The organism is Nostoc cf. commune SO-36 (assembly GCF_023734775.1).
Lineage (GTDB): Bacteria > Cyanobacteriota > Cyanobacteriia > Cyanobacteriales > Nostocaceae > Nostoc > Nostoc commune_A.
The window spans coordinates 2,694,281-2,715,397 of sequence record NZ_AP025732.1 but is presented as its reverse complement, the minus strand read 5'-3'; the positions used below and the strand labels follow the sequence as shown (position 1 = coordinate 2,715,397).

The following is a 21,117-nucleotide window of genomic DNA, read 5'->3' as shown; positions in this document are numbered from 1 at the left end:
GGTTTTAGCCTTAACTGAACCGTATCGAGTTAGGAGTTATTTTAAGACTTCTAACTTTTCACTTAAAACCTCAAATAATACATTATCTGGGTGATAACATCACCAGTTAACTCCAGCCGTCGCTGGAAATCAGCCAGGTTACGGTAAGGCCCGGCTGATTGCCGATTTTGCACCACTGCTTGCGCCAGAGACAAATCTATAAATGGGATTTGTGCTAATTTTTCAACGGTTGCTGCATTGGGGTTAACTAAATGCGTCGGATTTTCTAAAGATTCGTGGTCATAGTAAATAAAATTCAGCAGAGGCTTTAATGGTTCCAGGCGTGGTGCTGGCATACCTAAAGCCGCAGCAATATCTTCAATACAGTAAAATTTCACACCCAAGCGCGAAAGTTCTACAAGCGATCGCGCTTGGTGAATTGACAAACCTGGTAGACGTAACCAATCATCTACAGTCGCTTGATTAGCATCAATGCGGATACCTAATTTAGCCGCTATCTGAATTTCTTCCCCAGATTGTAGACGATAGTAGGGATCGTTGAGGAGTTTGGCGCGGAGTTTTTGCAGCTTGGAGTTCAAAGGTAGCCAGTTATTCATGATTGTTGCTTACCTCAAGAAATCTGGTCTAGCAATTGGCGGCGCTTTTGCTCAAATTCATACTCTGAAATCAGTCCATCCTGGCGCAGAGCATCTAATTCACGCATTGCGTCAGCGATCGCTCCTACCTGATTAATTACCTTTTGTGAGCTCTTTGCCGCTAACTTGCCTAGATTAAAATTACGATCGAAAGCTTCTTCGTCTTGAGCTAAATACCAAACTCCCTCAATCGTGCTAGCTACCTTGGGGATGGGTGTCCACGAAAGCAACACATACAAAATACCCCACAACGGCTGTCCCAGGTAGAATTTATGTAATCCTGAAATTGGTGCTAGTGTGCCAGAAAAAGCTAAAACAGCAGCAACACTCCGGCTTTTACGCTTAGTCAACATATTGCTAACGAATATATCAATATCATAGTTTCCACAATAAGATAGCCAAAAGGTATATTAAACAATTCAAAATTCCATAAGTTCGCGTAGCATCTCGTAGACAAGAAAAATAATTGTAGTCAACATCCTGACTATATTGGCAAATTTTTAATGATTAGTGCCCATATAAATTTATTTTAGTCAACTACCCCGGCTTGTCCTTCGGGCTTTTGGATGGAAAATGCCACAAATTAGTATTTGAAGAAATTTGAGTAAGTTTCACATGACAGTGCATTGAACTTTGATGCTAATTTTAAGTTTTTAACGAACGGATCTAGATTACTACCATGTCACAGACCTTCCTTCCGCCAGAATGGCTTAAACAGCTTTGTGATCCTTACGCTGTGCTAGGAATTTCTGTAAGTGCTGATGATCGCCAGATTTTTAAACGCTATCACACTTTAGCGAAATTGCTCCATCCCGATCGCTATGCTAAAAGCTACGATTCAGACGAAGAATTAGCAATGGCAATATTTAGCCGTTTAATCAATCCAGCTTATGAACAACTGAAACATCGACAAAAGCGCTTGATTGCGATCGCTATGCTGCGATCGGATGCAAGAGTCTTACAGCAACAAGCTTTGTGTGTTCAAAGTGCCATAGCTGAGGAAATTATGGAAATGTCTGCACCCCAAGCAGAATTGTTTTACGAAGAAGCGATCGCCTGCTATGCAGAAGCTAAATACAAATCACTTCATCAGTCTTATCAGGTTACACAACAAATTAGAATACTGAATTTAGTTTACTTACAGTTGCAGAAACCTGACCTGTTCCCGCCACAAAAAACTGTTCGCATCATCCCGGAAGTAGAGATCAAGCCAATTGAATTAACATTAGCTCAAAAAACTAATGTTAAACCACTTTTGACAAATTACGCTCAACGTCACTACCAGCGAGCGATTGAGTACGTCAGACTAGCCAACTGGGCCCTAGCCGTGCAAGAACTGCGCGATGCCATCAAATTAGAGCCAAATAACAGCAACTATTATGCTTTATTAGGTTTAGTACATCTCAAACAGAAATTTGTCGGTATGGCTAGGGTTTACATCCGTCAAGCATTAAAACTTAACCCGCAAGATTCGCTAGCTCTGAAATACGCTCACGGACTGAAAATTAAACCGGGTGAAAACACCGATCCTAAATCAATGGCTAAAGCTCTAAGTATTGCGGCTTTATTAAGTCGATTTAACGAGGGGAAACGTTCTCAAGTCAAGTGTTGAAATTTCGGTAACAAACCGTACTAAAACCGAAGCTTCGTGACTAGATTACTCCCCTAGACTAAAATAATAAATAGAAGTAAAACTATTAAGCTACTGGGTCTGGGCGCTCAGTTTAATATAAGCAATATGGGATTCTTCGATTCTGAGATAGTTCAGCAAGAAGCAAAACAGCTGTTTGAGGATTATCAAGCGCTGATCAAACTTGGCAACGACTACGGCAAATTTGACCGCGAAGGCAAAAAGCTGTTTTATTGAGCAAATGGAAACCATGATGGATCGGTATCGCATCTTTATGAAGCGTTTCGAGTTATCAGAAGATTTCATGGCACAAATGACAGTAGAACAGATGAAAACACAACTAGGTCAGTTCGGTGTCACCCCGCAACAAATGTTTGACCAAATGCACCTCACTTTAGAACGGATGAAAGCCGAGCTAGAAAAACAAACCTAGTCGATTTTAGATTTTGGATTGGCAATTAATCCAAAATCCAAAATTCAAAATTATTGTGATTTAGGACGAGAAAACTGCGAAGGTGACTTGAAGTTTTCTACTGGTACATTCTTAAGTGCCTTTTCCATAAAATCTTTCCAGATGGGAGCAACCATACCGCCACCCGTAGCACGGCTAGCTAATTGTTTGTTGTCGTCCCTCCCTACCCAAACAGCAGTGGTTAACTGTGGCACAGTACCAACATACCAAATATCTTTTTCTGAGGAAGTTGTACCTGTCTTCCCAGCACTTGGACGAGGTATTGCAGCACCTTTACCTGTACCATTAGTAACTACCGTTCGCATCACATCGATAATGGCTGCCGATGCCCAAGGGTCTAAAACTAGCTGGGGTTTAGGGGTGTTATCTAATAACACGTTACCACTGCTATCGGTGACACGGGCAATTACAGTGGGTGGAGATTGCCAGCCATAATTAGCAAAGGTAGCATAGGCACTAGCCATTTCCAGGGGAGTAACACCAATTGCACCCAGAGGCAGGGAACTAACAGGTTCCATCGGACTCATAATGCCCAAGGTACGGCAAGTTTCTATAACTCTATTCATGCCAATAGCCTTACCAATCTTGATCACGGGAATGTTGCGTGATTGGGCTAAAGCTGTGCGGATTGGCATCGGGCCGCTAAAACCCCCATCATAATTTCTGGGAAAGTACCGACCATTACCATCTTGATAGCTGACTGGAGAATCTACCACCGTTGAGTCTGGCCCATATTTACCAGTAGCAAAAGCAGTATAGTATACAAACGGTTTAAAGGAAGATCCAGGCTGACGTTGAGCTTGAGTTGCACGATTGAATTCACTAACCTTGGGATCTACACCGCCCACTAGTGCTTTAATAAAATGCGTGCGTGGGTCAATTGCTACTAAAGCGATTTGATTCTTAGATAATCCCTGTCCAAGCAGTGATTTATGCCACTTACTGACAGTTTCTTCTGCCATGATTTGGAAGTTGGCATCAACTGTTGTTTGTACCCGCATTCCACCTTTGAGCAGTGTCTCACGCCCAAACTTTTTAGCCAACTCCTGCGCTACCGTATTGGTTACATAAGGTAGGGCACTACCTTGAAAGGATTTGATTCTACCAAGTTTGATTTCTTGCTTGAGGGCATTGTCGTACTCTGACTGGTTAATCCAGTTCAATTCCAGCATCCGTCCCAGCACTTCTTTTTGTTTCTGTTTTGCCAGCTTCATGCTCGCAAACGGGCTAAATTCTTCTGGTGCTTGGATCAAACCCGCCATCATTGCCGACTCACCCAAGCTTAAATATTCTGCTGACTTATTAAAGTAACTGCGGGCTGCGGTTTGTACACCATAATTGTTATGACCCCAATAAACTTGATTGAGGTACATTTCTAAAATTTGGTCTTTGGTAAGAATTTGCTCTAACCGGATTGCCAGCACCCCCTCGGCTAACTTACGGGTAAAGGCACGCTTGCGAGATAAAATAGGTTTTTTACCAACTGCATAGTAACAGTAGAGCCACCCTCTTTGACTCCACCTGCAACAGCGTTAACTACGACTGCACGTCCAACACCAGTAGGGTTGATACACGTGGTGATCGTAGAAGTGGCTATCTTCACTAGCTAATACCGCCCGTTTTAAATTCGGGGAAATTCTATCTAGGGGTACGACTTCCCGGTTGGCTTCCCCGTGGATACTCGTTAAGAGTTTGCCTTTAACGTCATAAATGTAAGTCGTTTCTGAGGGGAAAAAATTACGTAGCTGTCTCACATCTGGCAAATTACGGAAACTAATCGCTAAACCAACCAGTCCTCCGGCTACAATGGAACTTGCCAGCATAGTGATTGAGAGGAGTGTACCGCCAGTTACCTGACCCACTCCTTTCAAAAACTCAAAACCTGATGAAGCCTGACGTTGTGGCTGTTTGTTTTCAAAAGTCCTAGACGACGACACGGCGGTTTCACTTCCTCACTTGTAAATTTAACTGTAATTGATTGAGCGAAGCAAGGCGGTTAATTTTTTGCAATTATAGTAGTTTGGCAGATGAGAAAGTGGATAAATTGCAAGTGTTTATAACCAACTTAACTTCTAGTGTGCAAAACATAGCGAGTAATGAGTCTCTGAAAATGACGCCAGATTTTGCTTGGCTGCGTCGTGGTGTAGTAGAAGTTTTCCCACAATCAGTTGATGTTAACAGCGAAAGTCTAGAAAGACTCTTACTAACTACAAACCAACCTTTGAGGATCAAATTGGGGATTGACCCTACAGGTACTGATATTCATCTTGGTCATAGCATACCAGTACGAAAACTGCGAGGATTTCAAGATGCAGGTCATACAGCAATTTTAATTATTGGCGATTTTACAGCGCGTATCGGCGATCCGACTGGTAAATCTGAAGTGCGTCGTCAGCTTACAGAAGCAGATGTCGCTCAAAATGCTCAGACTTATCTTGACCAAGTACGTCCTATCTTGGATTTTGACACACCAGGAAGGTTGGAGGTGCGTTATAACTCCGAATGGCTCTCTAAGCTCAACTTAGAGAAAATTTTGGAGTTACTGTCCACGATGACGGTAGGGCAGATGTTGGCGAAGGAAGGATTTGCCGATCGCTATAAAAAAGAGAATCCGATTTTTATCCATGAGTTCCTGTACCCGTTAATGCAAGGTTTTGATTCGGTTGCAGTTGAGGCAGATGTGGAATTAGGCGGCACTGATCAGAAATTTAACATTGCTGTAGGCAGAGATTTACAACGCCATTTTGGTCAAAAGCCCCAATTTGGGATGCTGTTGCCAATTTTGATTGGCACGGATGGCGTGCAAAAAATGTCTAAGTCTTTAGGTAATTATATCGGATTGTCAGAACACCCAGGACAAAAGTATCAAAAGTTGCAAGGAGTTCCCGATGATCTGCTGTCACAGTATTTTGAACTGTTGACGGATTTACCTTTGGACAAACTGCCAGAAAATCCCCGCGATCGCCAGACACTTTTAGCTTATGAAGTTGTTAAGCAGTACCACGGCGAAACCGCAGCCCAAGAAGCGAAGGAAGCCGCCCAAAGCGGTGGTAAGGAAGGTGCAGTTCCAGAATTCTCTCTAGCAGGCGTGCAACAATTCCCTACTAAGTTAGCGTATATTCTGAATGCCACTGGCTTGTGCAAAAGTACAGGCGAAGGAAAGCGGAAAATTCAAGAGGGTGGAGTGCGCTTAGATGGCGATCGCATCACTGATGCTGATATCACTTTCGATGCTCCTAGTGAATTACAAGGTAAAGTTTTACAAGTTGGCAAAAATAAGTTTGTGCGCTTAGTACCTTAAATGGGGAGTAGGGAATGGGGAATAGGGAACAGGTAGAACAACGAGTTATTGTGGCTTTGGATGTGCCAGATGAACAAAGTGCGATCGCTCTTATAGATCAGCTACCGCAAGTTAGTTTCTGGAAAGTTGGTCTAGAGTTGTTTACCAGCACTGGCCCGAAAATTCTGGAAGTGTTAAAGTCTCGGCAAAAGCGCATTTTCTTGGATTTAAAGTTTGATGATATCCCCAATACCGTTGCTGGTGCTTGCCGGAGTGCAGCTAGATACGGAGTGGATTTACTGACAATTCATGCTACTGCTGGTAGAGATGCCCTGAAAGCCGCAACTGAGGCGGCACAGGAAGGAGCTATAAAAGCAGGTGTAGAACCACCAAAGTTAATTGCGATTACTCTGCTAACAAGCATTTCTGCTCGGCAGTTGGCATTTGATTTAAAAATACCCCTAGAATTGCCAGAATACGCTTTAGAAATGGCCCTGCTGGCTCAGGAATCTGGTTTGGATGGGGTAGTTTGTTCACCTCAAGAGGTGGCACAGCTGCGACAAACTTGTGGAAATGACTTTTTGCTAGTTTGTCCGGGGGTTAGACCAACTTGGGCTGATATTGGCGATCAAAAGCGATCGCTTACCCCAGCACAAGCAATTATTGCAGGTGCAGATTATCTCGTGATTGGTCGTCCCATCACCGCTGCTACTGAGCCGGAGTTAGCCTGGAAGAGGATTTCTGAGGAGTTAACCACGGTGGCATGAAGCTAAAAGTCAGTGAGAAACTGGGAAATAGATTGCAGGGTGTAGGAAAGAAAAATCTTACCTCTTCGCTTAAGAAGAAAAATTATAGTTGGCTTTTAGCTTGTGGCTTCTGGGTTTTAGTATCAAATAGCCTTGCTTACCCAGCATTCTCGACAAATCTCACCCTCAAAGTCTCTGCGCTAGCAGAAAAGGAAAATGTTAACGACGGGGCCAAGTCTTTATGTTCTGAGCAAAATTTAGAAACATTAACTATACAGCTACTGCAAGATTTACCTAGTTATACTAATCGCGCTAGTCAACGCGCCCGTCGCCTCAGAAGAAGCAGTGATGTTTACAGTTATATGCTAGTGGCAGGAAGACCTGAGTTTTACTCCTTTGCCCCTTAACCTTGAAGAATATAGTGCAGACGTTTCTAAAAGTTCTGCATCAGGAGTTGAGCAAGTTTTCTTTACTACCTTAGAGCGGCAGTACATAGGAAAGAAAGCGGTAGAATTGCAAGAATTCCACTGGCTATTGTTGACTAAAACTAAAGATGGTTGGCGTTTAGTGATGATGTTTTCTCAAATTGGTTCTTATTCAGGACAACAGCCAGTATCTCCGCCACGTGATAGTAGTAAGGGTACTGTTGCTCAAGGAGTTAAAACTTGGTTACGCGATTGTCAAGCTGGAAGTGTACAACAAATGCGTGCTGTGAATATAAGAGACAAAATTGAAAAAGAAGCAAGGGAGCAAGGGAGATAGAACAGAAAGGGGATTTGAATCCGCCTGCCTCTTCGTTGAACTTCGTCGAACTCACTTTAATATAAAAGCAGAAGAGCTATAACTCGAACAAAAATGGCTTGCCTTTAAGATATTTGCTACAGAACTTTTCAGTAACATAGGGTAAACTTTCTAACAAATAATCGTGTTCATTTGGCTGCGACACGAAAAAAGCAAAATTATCTACCGTTGCTGCCAGAAAGAATGCCTCCAAAATACTTTGATACTTATCAGGCAGTTGGCGCACGCTTTGATAGCCGTTGAGGAACGATCTACGGTTTTCGGGAAGCAGATGCAGCAGTGTATGAGCAATGTCATAAAGGTAGTAGCCGAAGCCACAACAGGAAAAGTCAATGGCCCGTGCTTCACCTGCATAAAAAATATAATTATTTTCATTCAGGTCTGCGTGAATCAGACCCCAATTGGTGTATGTTTTTTCCAGTGCTGTCATCACATTACTAATTCGCTGAACCACACTCTCAAGCACAGCGAAATCAATAATAGATATCGTCCCAGCATCTACTAACGATCGCAGCTTCATGAGTGAGCCGTGTAGTTGCTCCCAGTCGTATTTTGGTCGCATGAAGCCTAAAGGCAATTCCCAAAGGCTGGTGTGCTGGTGTAACTGAGCCATAAGTTTCCCGACTCGCCTAGACTGCATCGGTGTAGGTTCGATGTCAAGAGGGGAACCATCAATCCACTTTAATAGTGTACAGTTGAGCGTTTCGCTGGTGTCATCAATTATAGAGGTAATGAAACTGCCACTGAGGTTCTGTATAGGGTACGGCACAACCAAATCGGTATCTTGATGTAACGCGGTGAGCCATAAGAGTTCTGACTCAATGACTGCATATTGTTGCCAGATGCGATCGCGGAACTCAGCGATCGGATAATGGATACGGAGGAGAAATAACGCTTGCTCATCATATTCTTCAGATGTAGCAAAATTTTGATGATTCCGAGTGTCAACGCGAAAGGTCACATTTTCGCTATGACCCAAAAATACTAATTGAGTTGCACTAAGATTGTACTGAGCCAGCGCGGTTAGAGCGAGGCTGTTCCAATTAATTTTGCTCTTCATCAATTTCTGAGCCAGATACCTATTTCAAATTAAATAAATGTACATCATCCGATTAGCTTGGATCAGTGGAATTGCACATATATCTACAGGAAGATATTCAGGAAATATAGCTGATAAATAGCTAAAAAAAAGCAGACATTATTTAAAAACGCAGACTGGCTTTAATTTAAGCGTTGTAACTCCTGTTTTTTGGCGATAACATGAGAATAAGGTTATTTCAAGCTTCTCAAACCGCGTTTAGCGTCAGTTTTTTTTATGGACATTCAGTTAATTAACATCGGCTTTGGTAACATCGTGTCTGCCAACCGAGTAGTTGCCATTGTCAGTCCAGAGTCTGCCCCGATTAAGCGGATTATTACCGATGCACGGGATAGAGGTCAGCTGATTGATGCAACTTACGGTCGTCGGACTAGAGCTGTAATTATCACCGATTCCAGCCATGTAATTCTGTCAGCGATTCAGCCGGAAACGGTAGCAAATCGCTTTGTTATTTCTCGCGATCATCAAACTGTAGATAATTGATTAGTACTCGACCAACCCAAAATTGCTAAGTGAGGAATAATTAGTGGGAAATTGGAAGTGGGGAGTAGAAAAAAGTTTTTTCGTTTTGTCAAATTTTTGAATACCTAGCAAAGTTGCTTTGATGGACTACTAGTGGTCTGTCCCATTAATTTTGATAGATGAATCAGGTTTGAAATTATCTTCTTTCCTTCTTGCTTCTATGCGAGACGCTGCGCGTAGCTTGCTTCTCCGTAGGAGTATGGGGTTCGTACTCTTAACCCTCAGAACTGATGGGACAGACCACTAGCCATAGGTTAACAATCCCACTTCTATTTGCACCGTATCGGTAGTACGATGTGAATTAGACAGGTTTTCTGTCACCCTTGTTACAAAATCTTTAGTCACTAGTGGACTAGACCAAGAACACAAGACTAATGAATAATATCTATTGATTGATTCACAGGTTGAAGGGATGATGCCAGTTTTACCCATCCAGAGTAGTGCTACTACCGAAGAATGCTTACATTTAGGCAGGTTAATTGTTTTAACTGGCCCCAGTGGGGTCGGTAAAGGCACTTTAATGCGATCGCTCCTAGAGCGTCATCCAGAACTTTATTATTCCGTATCCGTAACGACTCGTTCTCCCCGTCCAGGCGAAATCGATGGTAAAAGTTACTATTTTATTAGCCGCAGCAAGTTTGAACAATTAGTTGCTGAAGGTGAGTTTTTAGAATGGGCAGAATTTGCTGGTAACTATTACGGCACACCTCGTGAAGCTGTGCTTAACCAAATTAATTCTGGTAAGTTGGTAGTGCTAGAAATTGAATTAGAAGGGGCGAGACAAATTCGTGCTTCCTTCCCCAGCGCCCTCAGCGTTTTTATTTTACCGCCTTCTTTTGATGAATTGGAGAAACGAATACGCTCTCGTGCCCAAGATTCGGAAGAAGCGATCGCTCGCCGTCTAATCCGCGCCCACGAAGAAATTCAAGCCGCAGATGAGTTTGATATTCAAATCGTTAATGACGATTTTGAAACTGCTTTAAAGGAGATTGAAGCGCTTTTGTTTAAATAAATAAGTTAGGAGTTAAGAGTTAGAAGTTATCAATTTAAACTTCTAACTCCTAACTCCTAACTCCTAGTAATTAACCAAATAGACCTTGAATTACTCCCAAATTACTAGTCAAAAAGTAAGCAACTACTGCACCACCAATACCACCAATTAAGAAAGAACTAGCAAAGTTGTTCCAGCTTTCTTTAGAGTTAAAAGCATCTATTGGAGGGTTGGGTACAGTAACACTGGCAAGCGCTTTCGGAGGATTGCTATTCGCATAGAGGGATAATCCCGCCGTCAGAACAACAACCAAGCCAATGGCTGCCAATAACCCAGCTAAGTTTGCACTACCTGTATCCCGCAGTGGGCCCAATTTGGCAAAGGGGCCAAATATCCAGTAACCATGAGCCATACCAACTTCTAAACCACGTCTGGCAGGAGCTATACCAGGACGATAAGCTGGCAAGTTATTAATGAACCACTTGGTCAAAGGAGAAGCATTAATTGGGGTTTCTAGATTACCCAGTTGTGGATCGCGAAATGCGGGAAAAACAACTTCCCGATTTCTGGGATCGCTAGGGAGATTTTTTGATGCATCTACTGCTTGTGCCATATTTTTATGTTCGCCTCTAAATTAAAATGGTGGCATTTTTATATTAATAATAATTGTAGCTAAATATGGCTTTTGCTTAATAAGTTTAGAAAAATTAATTTAGCTACTTTTAAAACTGTGAAACTCGTGATCCTGTTTACAGATCACGAGTTTCAAAAAACTATTTTTGCTCCTTATTTCGGTGATAATTCTGCCTAAAATAAGCTGAATACATCAACTACATAATATTAAGCAAAAAATAAGACATTCATCCAACTGTCCTAAATTTTATTTTCCACTTATGGCAGTGGGTGGAAAAGTAGGTCGGGGAAAAAGCGGTTGAATTCAATCAAGATACCTGCTGTGACGAACAGCCATAAAGTGGCTGCCACTGGCGCTGTAGTAATAAACTTAACCAAATAGGATGATTGGTTGTTATTGTCTGCCATGAACTTACTCTCCAAAACAAATGAATTCGTTAAGTTGATTTAGCGTGGGGAAACAGGAATTTCTGTATCCTTGGCTGTTAATTTTCCAGAGAGAAACTCTTGGAGAGCCGCTACTGGCCAAGTAAAGCCTGACGCTATTATGGGTAGTGCCAAACCAAGATCGATTTGGATTTCTTTTTGTTCAGTGTTCGGCTCTTTTTTGATCGCTTGCAAGTAGGCACGACCTACCCAGCCAATCCAACCAGCAATATATAGAAACAGAATGCTGGGGATCAAAAAGTCACCAGCATGATCTAGACGACCATCAACAATTAAGTGGGGATAACCTTCAGGGCCGCATAGTTCTTGAGAATAACGCTCAAACCGTTTTCTCCCAGATTCGGGATCAGCGGTGGTATTACGGGCATTAGCTGCTAGCTGTTGAAAAGCGGGATTGTCTTTACACGGTGTCAAATTAGCCCCTAAAGCATGTGCTGGGGGAGCAAAATTGAACAAAAGACAGATCGCTAACATCAAAGCAAACAATCGTGGCATAGAGTTGTTTCCTTTTATTACAAAACAAAAAGTTCTTTGTACAAAACGAAGCGGCTTGTACAGTTTGTTTATTTGCATAACTAGGAAGTCATCATACTCTTGGGTGGGAACCGAGTAAAGTTTAAGTAAATAAAAGTTAAAGCTTCTCAACCAAAATAGAGTGTCGAATGCCCAAAAAGAAGTGCAAAGTATCAGAATTGTTGTTGTAGGGTAGTAAAGAAGCAAGATTTTCTCTCTATTACTCAGGACTTTAGACTCAGCACCCAGCACTTATTACTCTCAATGGCAACCGTTTTAGCAATAGAAACTAGCTGTGATGAAACTGCCGTCGCAATTGTTAACAATCGTAAAGTTTGCAGCAGTATTGTAGCGTCGCAAATTCTAGTCCATCAGCAATATGGTGGGGTAGTACCAGAAGTAGCGTCTCGCCAGCACTTGGAAACAATCAATGAAGCGATCGCCCAAGCCTTAGAGCAAGCCGAACTAGACTGGGGAAAAATTGACGCAATTGCTGCCACTTGTGCCCCTGGACTTGTAGGAGCGCTTTTGGTAGGTTTAACTGCGGCCAAAACCTTGGCAATGGTACACAACAAGCCATTTTTGGGAGTTCATCACCTCGAAGGTCACATTTACGCAACTTACTTGAGCGAATCAACTTTAAATCCCCCTTTCCTTAGCTTACTGGTTTCAGGCGGACATACAAGCTTGATTTATGTCAAAGATTGTGGTAAGTACGAAACCTTGGGACAAACTCGTGATGATGCTGCGGGTGAAGCTTTTGATAAAGTGGCGCGATTGTTAAAACTAGGTTATCCCGGTGGCCCAGTGATTGACAAGTTGGCACAAGAAGGCAATCCTCAAGCCTTTGCTTTACCGGAAGGAAAAGTTTCTTTACCCGGTGGGGGGTTTCATCGTTATGATGCAAGTTTTAGTGGGTTAAAAACGGCTGTATTGCGTTTAGTGCAGCAGTTAGAGAAAGATGGTGGACAAGTGCCAGTGGCAGATGTAGCAGCAAGTTTTCAGGATACTGTAGCGCGATCGCTAACCAAAAGAGCGATCGCCTGTGCCCTTGACTATGGTCTAGACACAATTGCCATTGGTGGCGGCGTAGCAGCTAATAGCGGCTTGAGAAAAAACCTCCAAGCCGCCGCCGCTAAACATAACCTACGCGTTCTATTTCCACCTCTAAAATTCTGTACCGATAACGCCGCCATGATTGGCTGCGCCGCCGCAGAACATCTATCCCGTGGTCATACATCACCCCTCACACTAGGCGTTGAGTCTAGATTAGGGCTTACCCAGGTGATGAAGTTGTATCAACCTCTTGAGTAGTCATTTGTCATTTGTCATTTGTAACTACCAATCCTCAATTCCCAATGCCCAATTCCCAATGCCCAATGCCCAATGCCCAATGCCCAATGCCCAATGCCCTTGCCCTATACCCTATAACTATTGACTATCCCCCTGATGTGATCGGCGACTGCATCCGGCTGTTCCAACATAGCCAGGTGTCCGCAATTGGGAATTTCTAGAACATTGTCACCACAATATTGGAACAGTCTGTGAAAGCTGGCTAAATGGCGTACATATTTGGGTTCCATAACCTTGTCTTGAGCGCCAGCCAAAAAATAAACTGGCTGCTTCAGTTGGGATACTAGCTCAGGTAAACGATTGATTTCTTCTTCCGTTGTGGAGTCTAACAAACTTCCTAGAGCCGCTTCTGGGTCAGCCACAACGAAATCTATCACCCGTTGACGTGCCCAATAGCGATCTAAAGGACGAGCCACACTAGCTCTGGTAAACAGCAAATCAATCAAAGGCACTTGAGACAGCCAACGCGGACGGACTTGCAAAAATTTTTGACCTGCCGAGCGAAACTGCTCAAAGGATTCTTTTAGATAAATACCACCACCAGCGTTGATACAGATCACTCCCTTAACACACTCAGGCATTTGATCTGCTCCCCAAAGAGCGATCGTTCCACCCAAGGAGTGGCCAATTAGCCAAGCACTGGTAATATTGAGCTGTTTGAGAAGAGCTGCTAAATCCTGAGCATAAGCAGCAGGAGTATATAGAGAATCGAAAGGTGAGCCTACCACACTACTGGAGATGGGTGTCAGGCTCAAAGACGTTTGTGCCCGGCTAAAATCGGTTTTTACCTGGGATTGGGATTCACCAAAACCCCGCAAATCATAGGAAAGGCACTGCAAATCATCTGATAGGCGGGAAATCACAGGTTGCCAATATCCACGGCTATTAAGCCAACCGTGGATAAAGACTAAAGCATAGGGGCAAGAAGTGGGAGCCGTTAGCTCGTATGCGTGTGGAACGCCCAAGATTTCGATAGTTGCCATACTTATATCGTACCCTTAACGGCGGGTGCGACTAAATACAAAGTGGGAAGAGTTAGAAATTAGAAGTGAGCAGTTATGAATTTTTAATTACGAATTATTTAACTCATCACTCCGCACTTTTTTCACTTACCCAGCAACCTCTGTCGCACTCCTTCAGCAATTTTGTGACCCAGATATTCAGGAATGAGGCTTTCATTCGGCCCCAACAAGTAGAGGATTAGCCGTGTACGTCCGCGCCAAACCAGTAAATTGGCATTGACTACCAGCAGGTCTTCCTGCCAGATGGCATACATCACTTTGTAAAATAATCCTGGTTGATTATCGGCTTCAATCACTAGGGCAGGAAGATGAAACACTGGATCAACATAGAACTCAGTTTGTACTTGCTCTAAGCCAGTGTCAAGATTGAACTCTACTGCTAGCATCTCTTCTACCTCAAACCGACCTCCTAAAGCCTCGCGGATGGCACGACAGACATTTTCTGCGGTTTTATCGGTCAAGGCTTTACTACCACGAGACACCAACAGTTTTGATAAAAACTAACATTGGCGGACGGATCTGACCGTATAGACTTAGACCGTGGATAGTCAACCCATAAGCTGCTAATACACCAAAAATATCGCTGAGGAGAAAAGACTGGTTGCGGTAAGCAAAATGCAGCGCACTTTTGCTACCTTCCGGTTTTAGCTCAATAACAGCGCGTCTAGTTTTATAGAGACGGTACGCTAGCCGCAAATTTTGCAGTTGAATTTCACTACTGACGAATTGCTCATAAAACTGGGGAAACGCTCGGTTAAAGCGCTTTAGGAGTTCCAGTGTCGAAGATTTTAAACCAGAAGCCATTGTTAAGTGTAAGACTCGCTTGCTTTCGTCACCTGGGGGCTGGGTGTTGGGGGGCTAGGGACTAGGAGGACTGGGGAAGAAGGAGGGGAGCAGGGAGCAAGGGAGAAGAGTTTTTTCCTCTGCCCGTTGTACCCCGTCCCTCTGCTTCTTTTCAATGCCCAATTTTTTATATACAATTCCCTCCTAAGTTAACGTGCATTTAAGCTCTATACGAGCAATTGCCAGGATTAGGTTTTTCCATTTTGAATTTTGAATTACTTATATTCTTCCCTTTTGGTGAATTTCTCCTAGCCTCTACAACAAAATGCTAAAGTTGAAAGTGATTGGTGTGAAACACCCTCTAACTGGCTGTTACCGTTGTAAATCCCAAAAACAACCGAAAAACTTTGAGTGTAAGGGGTAGTAAACGGAGGTAGCTATGTTAGAAGTGAATCAACACTCTAAGAGTGGAAACCAATTCAGTTATACTACCCGAACCACGTTGGCATGGGTTTTTGGAAAACTTGGTTTAGTACTCCTGAATCTATAGCGACAACTAGGACAAACCCTTTTGAGGAGCATACAGCCGCAACTGCGGGCAACTCCAGCCCCGGTAGCTTTAGCGAGGCTTCTTCAAAGGATGCTCGGATCGTCTTCAGTACGGAACGAGACATTGACCTATATGAGCTAGAAGAACTTTGTGATGCAGTTGGTTGGTCGCGTCGTCCTTTAAGAAAAGTCAAAAAAGCTATTGAGCATAGTTTTCTCGTTGCCTCAATGTGGCAGGTGAGAGGAAACCAAAAGCGGCTCATTGGTTTTGCCCGTGCTACCTCAGATCACGCGTTTAATGCCACTATTTGGGATGTGGTAGTTCACCCAGACTTTCAAAGTCAAGGACTGGGTAAGGCGCTGATGAAATACGTTCTCAAAAAACTTAGGAGTGAAGAAATTAGTAATGTCACTCTCTTCGCCGACCCCCATGTTGTCGATTTCTACCGAACTATGGGGTTTATGGCTGATCCAGAAGGCATCAAAGGCATGTTCTGGTATCCTCACTAACGCTCAATTCAAATAAAACCCAATTCGCACAATAAAATTAGGTATAGTAGTACAAATCTATTATTGTGATTTGGTTTGACAAGGTTCAGCCGACGAACAAGCAAGTACATTTCTTGTAAAACTAAGTCGGCAGAAAAACCTTGGTTCAGTGTAAGGATGTAATCTAGCTCGTCTTTGCAGAATATCTAAAGATATTAGGCATTAGCAGTGTTATGTGATATAGTTAATTTAACGCTTTTGTAGAAGCGCGATCGCTTTGATGGGAAGTTAAAAAACAAACCAAAAAAGCATATATATCTAACCGGGATGTAGCGCAGCTTGGTAGCGCGCCTGCTTTGGGAGCAGGATGCCGCAGGTTCAAATCCTGTCATCCCGATTTAATTAGTAGAGTTAAATATTAAGGCAGATTAGCCAGAATTTTTTGCTAAGATGTGCAACTAAATTGCACATTTTTACGGACAATATTAATTAGTTAGGCTATTCTGATGTTGCATTGGCTTTTAAAGCTTAGTATACAAATTTCTTCCTTAAGCAGTCAGATAATCGTGACACTCAGCTTTGCATAAATTTGCGAAGATATTAAACTAATTGCAGATGGAACGATTAATTAAGTAATCGCGTCGCTAAATATTAGAAAAAGCCGATAAAATGGCATCTATCATATTCAAAGTTCCACAGAGGGACAAAATTTTCACTGCTTGAGAAGACATATAATAGGCATCTACGGCATTTCGCGGTGAATAGCGAAGCGAAACTGAGAAAAACACAACTTTGGTACAGTCAATTTCTGAAACCGATACTATAGCAACTCTAAATAACTGAGAAATATTGGATTTTGACCGTTGACGCTTAACACTCAACTTCAACGCGCATAATGAATTTTTCGCAACTGAAATAGATTGCTATATAACTAAAGCTAGTTGGTGCTGTGCAAATCCAACCACTTGTTTGATTTAATTGGACTATTGATGCGAGGAGCAGTCATGAAATCATTTATTCGCTTGGGCGCAACATTGGGTATAGCTGGCAGTGTATTTTTCACGGGGCTTTCAGGAATAGGCAATCTACCAGGAATAGGTAATCTAGAGGCGATCGCTTTGCCACAAGATCAGGTAGTGAAAAAGCTCCAAGAAGTACCTGTATTCACGCTCACCAATCCTAAAGGCGAATTCGTAGTTCTTTCGAGGAACAACGCATCGAAGACGATCTCGCAAGTTGGATTTTTTATTAGCAAGCAAGATGCTCAAAAATTCCTTGACAATCGGCTCAAGAAAGAAAATCCCCAGTTGGCAGGGACTTTACAGGTTAGACCTTTGTCCCTGGCAGACTACTATAAAATAGTGCAAGAAAGCAAAAAGAAACCAGATTCTGTGATTTATACTTTAGTACCGACGCAGCAGCAAGTAGCATCGGCAACTAGTTTGATGAGTCAGAATGGTAAAAAAGGGGAGCAATTCAATGGTATTCCCTTATTTGTACCCAAATTTAAGAAAGATAATAGCTACATAACCATTCCGGTTGCACAAGGCAAAGAGCGATTAATTCCATTCTTTTTTGAAAAAGAACAAGCAGTTGCTTTGTTAGACGAATTCAAAAAAGCCGTGCCCAAGGAAGCAAACAACACTGAAATTCAAGTGGTGGATTTGTACGGTGTTATGGAGGCTCTTAATAGCAGCAGCGACCCTAGTATCAATAAAATTGTTCTGTATCCATCGAGAGAGTCGATCAATTTCATTCGATCGCTTGCGCCGAATCAATCACCAGCCGCCAAGCCTGCTGCGCCCGCTCCGAAAAAATAACGGATATGCACTTCAAGGTTGAGGCATGGGGGAGAAACATCTGATATCTGGTTTAGAACTTTGGCAATGGCGAAACGCAGCTATGCAAGCAGCGATCGCCACTGATGTCCCCCCAATGGAAGTAGATTGGTTGCTGCTCGAAATTGCTGGGTTAGACCGCTTGGCACTGCGTTTGGAGTCTTTTAAAAACTGGCCGCAAATTCAGCTGCAATTGCCTTTAAAAGAGTTAGATCGTTTGTGGCAGAGGCGATTAAATGATCGCTTACCAGTGCAGTATATTGCCGGAGTTACACCTTGGCGTAACTTTCAAGTCGCGGTGTCGAGTGCGGTTTTGATTCCCAGACCAGAGACAGAATTATTAATTGATTTAGCTTTAGCATCTGCTAGTAATGGTTCAGGACACTGGGCAGATTTAGGTACTGGTAGTGGGGCGATCGCACTGGGATTAGCAGATGTCTTGCCAAAATCAATAATTCATGCTGTTGATTACAGTTTAGAGGCTTTGGCGATCGCCCAAGCCAACGCCGATAATTTGGGTTTTGCTGACCGGATTCGATTTTATCAAGGTTCTTGGTGGGAGCCACTGACATTTCTCAAAGGTCAGTTCAGTGGTATGGTGTCGAATCCCCCTTACATACCCACCAGTACCTTACCTACTCTGCAAGCAGAAGTAGTTAACCATGAACCACATCTAGCTTTGGATGGTGGCGCTGATGGCTTAGATTGCATTCGCCATTTGATAGAAATCTCCCCTAGTTATTTGCAACCGGGCGGCGTGTGGTTAATTGAGATGATGGCAGGGCAGGCGGATGCAGTGCGAGAACTTTTGCAAAATCAAGGTAGCTATTGTAAAATTCAAATTCACAGTGATTTAGCTGGAATTGAACGTTTTGCCCTTGCCTACAAAAGTTAGAAAATAGGGCATGGGGCATAGGAAGAGGAAAAATGCCCCATACCCAAACTTACAAAAATGACACAAGTTTCTCTAACAAATCTAATTGATGGCGCACGCGCTGGTCTTTTGGTAAGCTTTCCCACTGATACCGTTCCGGCACTTGCAACGATACCAGAAAAAGCCGGATTAATTTTTGCGGCGAAACAACGCAGTCAAGATAAACCTTTGATTTTGATGGCAGCTAGTGCTGAAGATTTGTGGCCCTATGTCAAAGGTAGTGAGAATGAGTATAAAGTTTGGCAAGAACTAGCAGATAAATATTGGCCAGGAGGGCTGACATTAGTTTTACCAGCAAGCGATCGCTTACCAAAAGTTATGAATCCCATTGATCCAACAACAGTTGGTATTCGAGTCCCGAACAGTGCGATCGCTCAAACTATTTTGGCGCAAACAGGCCCTCTTGCCACAACTAGCGCCAATTTTTCTGGTCAGCCGCCTTTGCAAACAATGGCAGAAATTGAAACTCAGTTTCCCAAAGTTCTGATAGCAACAACGGAATACCAGGATGAAACGCCAGCGATGGGTATACCTTCCACCGTTGCCAAATGGACAGGAATAAATTGGCAAATTTTGCGGCAAGGAGCGATCGAGTTAGAGATTTCTAGTTAGAAAAAACATCCCACGTTCCGCGTACCCCTTCGGGGAAGCAAGCTACGCGTGAGCGTCCCGCAGGGTACATCGGAGCGCAAGCACTTGCGCCACGACAAATCTACAAATAATTTTAGATAATTTATTTTTTGTCAGTACCTTAGAGATTTAGACTGATAACCACATACAGGTAGCTATAATGTTGTTTTCCGTGATTTGAACAACAGACAAATCTGGAAGTTTAGTTTGCGCTGTTGTGGTCAATTAACAGTTAATATTGCCAGATTATGAATTGGAGCAACTGGATGTATCTAGGAGCAGGAATAGCCCTAGGTATGGTTTTCTGTCAGTTATTTGGGCGATGGCTACAGCCGCCGCAGGCATCGCCAAATGTTTCATCTAGCTCATCCCCAGTAGCGCCATTAGCTCCACAGGATATGCCACCAATATCGCAACAGCTACAGCAAACGCAGCTGGCATACCTTATGGCAAGGGAAATGAGCCTGTTTAAAGCTGGTTTTTTGGCGCGGACTACCCATGAATTGCGATCGCCTTTTAATGGTTTGCTCGGCTTACATCAGTTAATTTTGTCAGATTTGTGTGAAAGTCCAGCTGAAGAGCGAGAATTTATTGCCCAAGCTCACGAGCGCACACTGAAGTTGCTGAAGCTAATGGATGAAATTCTCAACGTTGCTAGAGCTGAACATGGCACCAATAAATTAGATATTCAACCCAGACCCTTAGCCCAAATTTTTCAGGAGGTTCATGACTTAACTTATATGCTGGCGGCAAATCGTAATTTTCCCTTGCAATTGTTACCCGTCGATCCAGAAATTTATGTTTTGACAGATTATCTCTGGCTCCGCCAAGTATTGATAAGTTTAATAGACACTGCCATTACTCAGATGGAGGAAGGCAGTATCTGTCTTTCCAGTAGCACCCTACCTAAAAATAATTTTGTAAACATTTGGCTGGATTTACCAACCCATGCCATACCCTGGAGCGAGCCGATTGATTTGCTCAAATCTGAAGATCATTTGACCGAGATTGGTCAAAAAAATGCTGCTCTTTCCCCAGGAATGAGGCTATTGATGAATCAGACGTTGGTGGAAGTTATGGGAGGAAAGTTAGAAATTCTACCTACGACCGTTGAAAAGGAATCATCTCAGCAATTTACCAGGGTACAAATTTCTATCCCCCTAGTGATTCCTGAAACTGGACTTCTGTAGCAGAAACAAAAGCACGGTTAGCTAAGTTGTGCAGCACCATTGTAGTGGTGCTGTTAGTTTCAAAACCAATCTTTTCGTAGAAACCCTGCTGGTGAGTAGTCATCAGGTAAACGCGCTCAACCCATTTCATGCGGGGATGTCTCAAAAGGGTTTCTACTAAATTGCTTCCCAATCCACTATGTTGATACTCTGGATGAATTACAACATCCCAAATTGTGGCGCGATATATGCCATCAGATGTTGCTCTAGCAAAGCCAATGAGTCGATCGCTAAGGCAGACGGAAATCACTGGCTCACTGTTGGCAATGGCTATACCTAAATCCTCAATACTGCGTCCCTTTGCCCAGAAAGCTGAAAGGTTTAACAGTTCTTGGAGTTGGTAAAGGTCAATTTCAGACTTGCGATCGCTAAATTGAATTTGAGACTCGTTCATGTATGGCATCCACTTTTGGCAGTATCTTTAGTAGACATCTTCAGAAATTACAGCAGAAATCATGTATTTGAATCACATCCATCGTCAGGGCGCAAGGACTTGCGCCCTACCGCGTGGTCTATTTACC

At 43.0% G+C, this 21,117-nt stretch carries 19 protein-coding genes, 1 tRNA gene and 4 pseudogenes; 14 read left to right on the top strand and 10 right to left on the bottom strand.

Annotated elements, in window-relative coordinates:
- Positions 1–62: 62 nt before the first annotated feature.
- Positions 63–596 carry a helix-hairpin-helix domain-containing protein gene (locus tag ANSO36C_RS11880; RefSeq protein WP_251959701.1) on the bottom strand — a complete coding sequence of 178 codons (534 nt, stop codon included), beginning with the start codon at positions 594–596 and terminating at the stop codon, positions 63–65.
- 14 nt (positions 597–610) lie between these two features.
- Positions 611–988 (bottom strand): NINE protein, encoded by a 378-nt coding sequence (locus tag ANSO36C_RS11875; RefSeq protein WP_251959700.1) that lies wholly within the window; start codon positions 986–988, stop codon positions 611–613.
- 326 nt (positions 989–1,314) lie between these two features.
- Between ANSO36C_RS11875 and ANSO36C_RS11870 the strand changes: the two genes are divergently transcribed.
- Both ANSO36C_RS11870 and ANSO36C_RS11865 read left to right on the top strand, forming a co-directional pair.
- Positions 1,315–2,247 carry a J domain-containing protein gene (locus ANSO36C_RS11870; protein ID WP_251959699.1) on the top strand — a complete coding sequence of 311 codons (933 nt, stop codon included), beginning with the start codon at positions 1,315–1,317 and terminating at the stop codon, positions 2,245–2,247.
- Positions 2,248–2,373: 126 nt separating this feature from the next.
- Positions 2,374–2,698: pseudogene (locus ANSO36C_RS11865) on the top strand (DUF1825 family protein).
- Positions 2,699–2,748: 50 nt separating this feature from the next.
- Here the strand turns inward: ANSO36C_RS11865 and ANSO36C_RS11860 are convergent.
- Positions 2,749–4,674 (bottom strand): annotated as a pseudogene (locus ANSO36C_RS11860) (transglycosylase domain-containing protein).
- 173 nt (positions 4,675–4,847) lie between these two features.
- Between ANSO36C_RS11860 and tyrS the strand changes: the two are divergent.
- The 3 genes and pseudogenes from tyrS (at position 4,848) to ANSO36C_RS11845 (ending at position 7,525) form a co-directional block, all read left to right on the top strand.
- Positions 4,848–6,038, top strand: coding sequence for a tyrosine--tRNA ligase (tyrS, locus tag ANSO36C_RS11855; RefSeq protein ID WP_251959698.1), 1,191 nt, complete (start codon positions 4,848–4,850; stop codon positions 6,036–6,038).
- Between the two features lie 14 nt (positions 6,039–6,052).
- Complete coding sequence (gene pyrF / locus ANSO36C_RS11850; RefSeq protein ID WP_251959697.1) at positions 6,053–6,784, top strand: orotidine-5'-phosphate decarboxylase; 732 nt, start codon at positions 6,053–6,055, stop codon at positions 6,782–6,784.
- A pseudogene (locus ANSO36C_RS11845) lies at positions 6,781–7,525 on the top strand (hypothetical protein). Before pyrF ends, ANSO36C_RS11845 begins: the two are co-directional and overlap by 4 nt.
- A gap of 76 nt (positions 7,526–7,601) precedes the next feature.
- On the opposite strand, the gene ANSO36C_RS11840 reads toward ANSO36C_RS11845, so the two are convergent.
- Positions 7,602–8,624 (bottom strand): phosphotransferase enzyme family protein, encoded by a 1,023-nt coding sequence (locus tag ANSO36C_RS11840; RefSeq protein WP_251959696.1) that lies wholly within the window; start codon positions 8,622–8,624, stop codon positions 7,602–7,604.
- A 255-nt stretch (positions 8,625–8,879) separates the two neighbouring features.
- Here ANSO36C_RS11840 and remA point away from each other — a divergent pair, with 255 nt between their 5' ends.
- Together remA and gmk are read left to right on the top strand one after the other, a co-directional pair.
- A complete protein-coding gene (gene remA / locus ANSO36C_RS11835) occupies positions 8,880–9,146 on the top strand; it encodes an extracellular matrix/biofilm regulator RemA (protein ID WP_073639751.1) in 267 nt (88 codons plus the stop codon).
- 451 nt (positions 9,147–9,597) lie between these two features.
- The gene (gmk, locus tag ANSO36C_RS11830; RefSeq protein ID WP_251960315.1) at positions 9,598–10,197 is read left to right on the top strand and encodes a guanylate kinase; all 600 of its coding nucleotides are present in this window, start codon (positions 9,598–9,600) and stop codon (positions 10,195–10,197) included.
- A 70-nt stretch (positions 10,198–10,267) separates the two neighbouring features.
- Here the strand turns inward: gmk and ANSO36C_RS11825 are convergent, their stop codons facing one another.
- The 3 genes from ANSO36C_RS11825 to ANSO36C_RS11815 all read right to left on the bottom strand — a co-directional run bounded on the left by ANSO36C_RS11825 (position 10,268) and on the right by ANSO36C_RS11815 (position 11,751).
- Positions 10,268–10,789 (bottom strand): photosystem I reaction center protein subunit XI, encoded by a 522-nt coding sequence (locus tag ANSO36C_RS11825; RefSeq protein ID WP_251959695.1) that lies wholly within the window; start codon positions 10,787–10,789, stop codon positions 10,268–10,270.
- A gap of 278 nt (positions 10,790–11,067) precedes the next feature.
- Positions 11,068–11,217, bottom strand: coding sequence for a photosystem I reaction center subunit IX (psaJ, locus tag ANSO36C_RS11820; protein ID WP_100899853.1), 150 nt, complete (start codon positions 11,215–11,217; stop codon positions 11,068–11,070).
- Between the two features lie 39 nt (positions 11,218–11,256).
- Positions 11,257–11,751 (bottom strand): Photosystem I reaction center subunit III, encoded by a 495-nt coding sequence (locus ANSO36C_RS11815; protein WP_251959694.1) that lies wholly within the window; start codon positions 11,749–11,751, stop codon positions 11,257–11,259.
- Between the two features lie 282 nt (positions 11,752–12,033).
- Between ANSO36C_RS11815 and tsaD the strand changes: the two genes are divergently transcribed.
- Positions 12,034–13,083: a tRNA (adenosine(37)-N6)-threonylcarbamoyltransferase complex transferase subunit TsaD gene (gene tsaD / locus ANSO36C_RS11810; RefSeq protein WP_251959693.1), complete on the top strand. Its 1,050-nt coding sequence runs from the start codon at positions 12,034–12,036 to the stop codon at positions 13,081–13,083.
- Between the two features lie 104 nt (positions 13,084–13,187).
- On the opposite strand, the gene ANSO36C_RS11805 is transcribed toward tsaD, so the two are convergent.
- Together ANSO36C_RS11805 and ANSO36C_RS11800 are read right to left on the bottom strand one after the other, a co-directional pair.
- Positions 13,188–14,105, bottom strand: a complete 918-nt coding sequence (locus tag ANSO36C_RS11805) for an alpha/beta fold hydrolase (RefSeq protein WP_251959692.1) — start codon at positions 14,103–14,105, stop codon at positions 13,188–13,190.
- A 122-nt stretch (positions 14,106–14,227) separates the two neighbouring features.
- Positions 14,228–14,948: pseudogene (locus tag ANSO36C_RS11800) on the bottom strand (hypothetical protein).
- A 486-nt stretch (positions 14,949–15,434) separates the two neighbouring features.
- Here ANSO36C_RS11800 and ANSO36C_RS11795 point away from each other — a divergent pair.
- From ANSO36C_RS11795 to ANSO36C_RS11770, 6 genes are all read left to right on the top strand, one after another.
- Complete coding sequence (locus tag ANSO36C_RS11795; RefSeq protein WP_190941248.1) at positions 15,435–15,986, top strand: GNAT family N-acetyltransferase; 552 nt, start codon at positions 15,435–15,437, stop codon at positions 15,984–15,986.
- A 302-nt stretch (positions 15,987–16,288) separates the two neighbouring features.
- A tRNA-Pro gene (locus ANSO36C_RS11790) sits at positions 16,289–16,362 on the top strand.
- A gap of 607 nt (positions 16,363–16,969) precedes the next feature.
- Positions 16,970–17,785 (top strand): Tic22 family protein, encoded by an 816-nt coding sequence (locus tag ANSO36C_RS11785; protein WP_251959691.1) that lies wholly within the window; start codon positions 16,970–16,972, stop codon positions 17,783–17,785.
- Between the two features lie 25 nt (positions 17,786–17,810).
- Complete coding sequence (gene prmC / locus ANSO36C_RS11780) at positions 17,811–18,698, top strand: peptide chain release factor N(5)-glutamine methyltransferase (protein ID WP_251959690.1); 888 nt, start codon at positions 17,811–17,813, stop codon at positions 18,696–18,698.
- Between the two features lie 57 nt (positions 18,699–18,755).
- Positions 18,756–19,349: an L-threonylcarbamoyladenylate synthase gene (locus ANSO36C_RS11775; RefSeq protein WP_251959689.1), complete on the top strand. Its 594-nt coding sequence runs from the start codon at positions 18,756–18,758 to the stop codon at positions 19,347–19,349.
- A gap of 266 nt (positions 19,350–19,615) precedes the next feature.
- Positions 19,616–20,557 carry a sensor histidine kinase gene (locus ANSO36C_RS11770; RefSeq protein ID WP_251959688.1) on the top strand — a complete coding sequence of 314 codons (942 nt, stop codon included), beginning with the start codon at positions 19,616–19,618 and terminating at the stop codon, positions 20,555–20,557.
- Here ANSO36C_RS11770 and ANSO36C_RS11765 read toward each other — a convergent pair.
- Positions 20,520–20,990, bottom strand: coding sequence for a GNAT family N-acetyltransferase (locus tag ANSO36C_RS11765; RefSeq protein WP_251959687.1), 471 nt, complete (start codon positions 20,988–20,990; stop codon positions 20,520–20,522). The genes ANSO36C_RS11770 and ANSO36C_RS11765 overlap by 38 nt on opposite strands.
- Positions 20,991–21,117: the final 127 nt, after the last annotated feature.

Bases quoted from the DNA above. Each gene is read 5' to 3' on its own strand.
- ANSO36C_RS11880 (WP_251959701.1), bottom strand. From the start codon at position 596: ATGAATAACTGGCTACCTTTGAACTCCAAGCTGCAAAAACTCCGCGCC.
- ANSO36C_RS11875 (WP_251959700.1), bottom strand. From the start codon at position 988: ATGTTGACTAAGCGTAAAAGCCGGAGTGTTGCTGCTGTTTTAGCTTTT.
- ANSO36C_RS11870 (WP_251959699.1), top strand. From the start codon at position 1,315: ATGTCACAGACCTTCCTTCCGCCAGAATGGCTTAAACAGCTTTGTGAT.
- tyrS (WP_251959698.1), top strand. From the start codon at position 4,848: ATGACGCCAGATTTTGCTTGGCTGCGTCGTGGTGTAGTAGAAGTTTTC.
- pyrF (WP_251959697.1), top strand. From the start codon at position 6,053: ATGGGGAATAGGGAACAGGTAGAACAACGAGTTATTGTGGCTTTGGAT.
- ANSO36C_RS11840 (WP_251959696.1), bottom strand. From the start codon at position 8,624: ATGAAGAGCAAAATTAATTGGAACAGCCTCGCTCTAACCGCGCTGGCT.
- remA (WP_073639751.1), top strand. From the start codon at position 8,880: ATGGACATTCAGTTAATTAACATCGGCTTTGGTAACATCGTGTCTGCC.
- gmk (WP_251960315.1), top strand. From the start codon at position 9,598: ATGATGCCAGTTTTACCCATCCAGAGTAGTGCTACTACCGAAGAATGC.
- ANSO36C_RS11825 (WP_251959695.1), bottom strand. From the start codon at position 10,789: ATGGCACAAGCAGTAGATGCATCAAAAAATCTCCCTAGCGATCCCAGA.
- psaJ (WP_100899853.1), bottom strand. From the start codon at position 11,217: ATGGCAGACAATAACAACCAATCATCCTATTTGGTTAAGTTTATTACT.
- ANSO36C_RS11815 (WP_251959694.1), bottom strand. From the start codon at position 11,751: ATGCCACGATTGTTTGCTTTGATGTTAGCGATCTGTCTTTTGTTCAAT.
- tsaD (WP_251959693.1), top strand. From the start codon at position 12,034: ATGGCAACCGTTTTAGCAATAGAAACTAGCTGTGATGAAACTGCCGTC.
- ANSO36C_RS11805 (WP_251959692.1), bottom strand. From the start codon at position 14,105: ATGGCAACTATCGAAATCTTGGGCGTTCCACACGCATACGAGCTAACG.
- ANSO36C_RS11795 (WP_190941248.1), top strand. From the start codon at position 15,435: ATGGGTTTTTGGAAAACTTGGTTTAGTACTCCTGAATCTATAGCGACA.
- ANSO36C_RS11785 (WP_251959691.1), top strand. From the start codon at position 16,970: ATGAAATCATTTATTCGCTTGGGCGCAACATTGGGTATAGCTGGCAGT.
- prmC (WP_251959690.1), top strand. From the start codon at position 17,811: ATGGGGGAGAAACATCTGATATCTGGTTTAGAACTTTGGCAATGGCGA.
- ANSO36C_RS11775 (WP_251959689.1), top strand. From the start codon at position 18,756: ATGACACAAGTTTCTCTAACAAATCTAATTGATGGCGCACGCGCTGGT.
- ANSO36C_RS11770 (WP_251959688.1), top strand. From the start codon at position 19,616: ATGAATTGGAGCAACTGGATGTATCTAGGAGCAGGAATAGCCCTAGGT.
- ANSO36C_RS11765 (WP_251959687.1), bottom strand. From the start codon at position 20,990: ATGAACGAGTCTCAAATTCAATTTAGCGATCGCAAGTCTGAAATTGAC.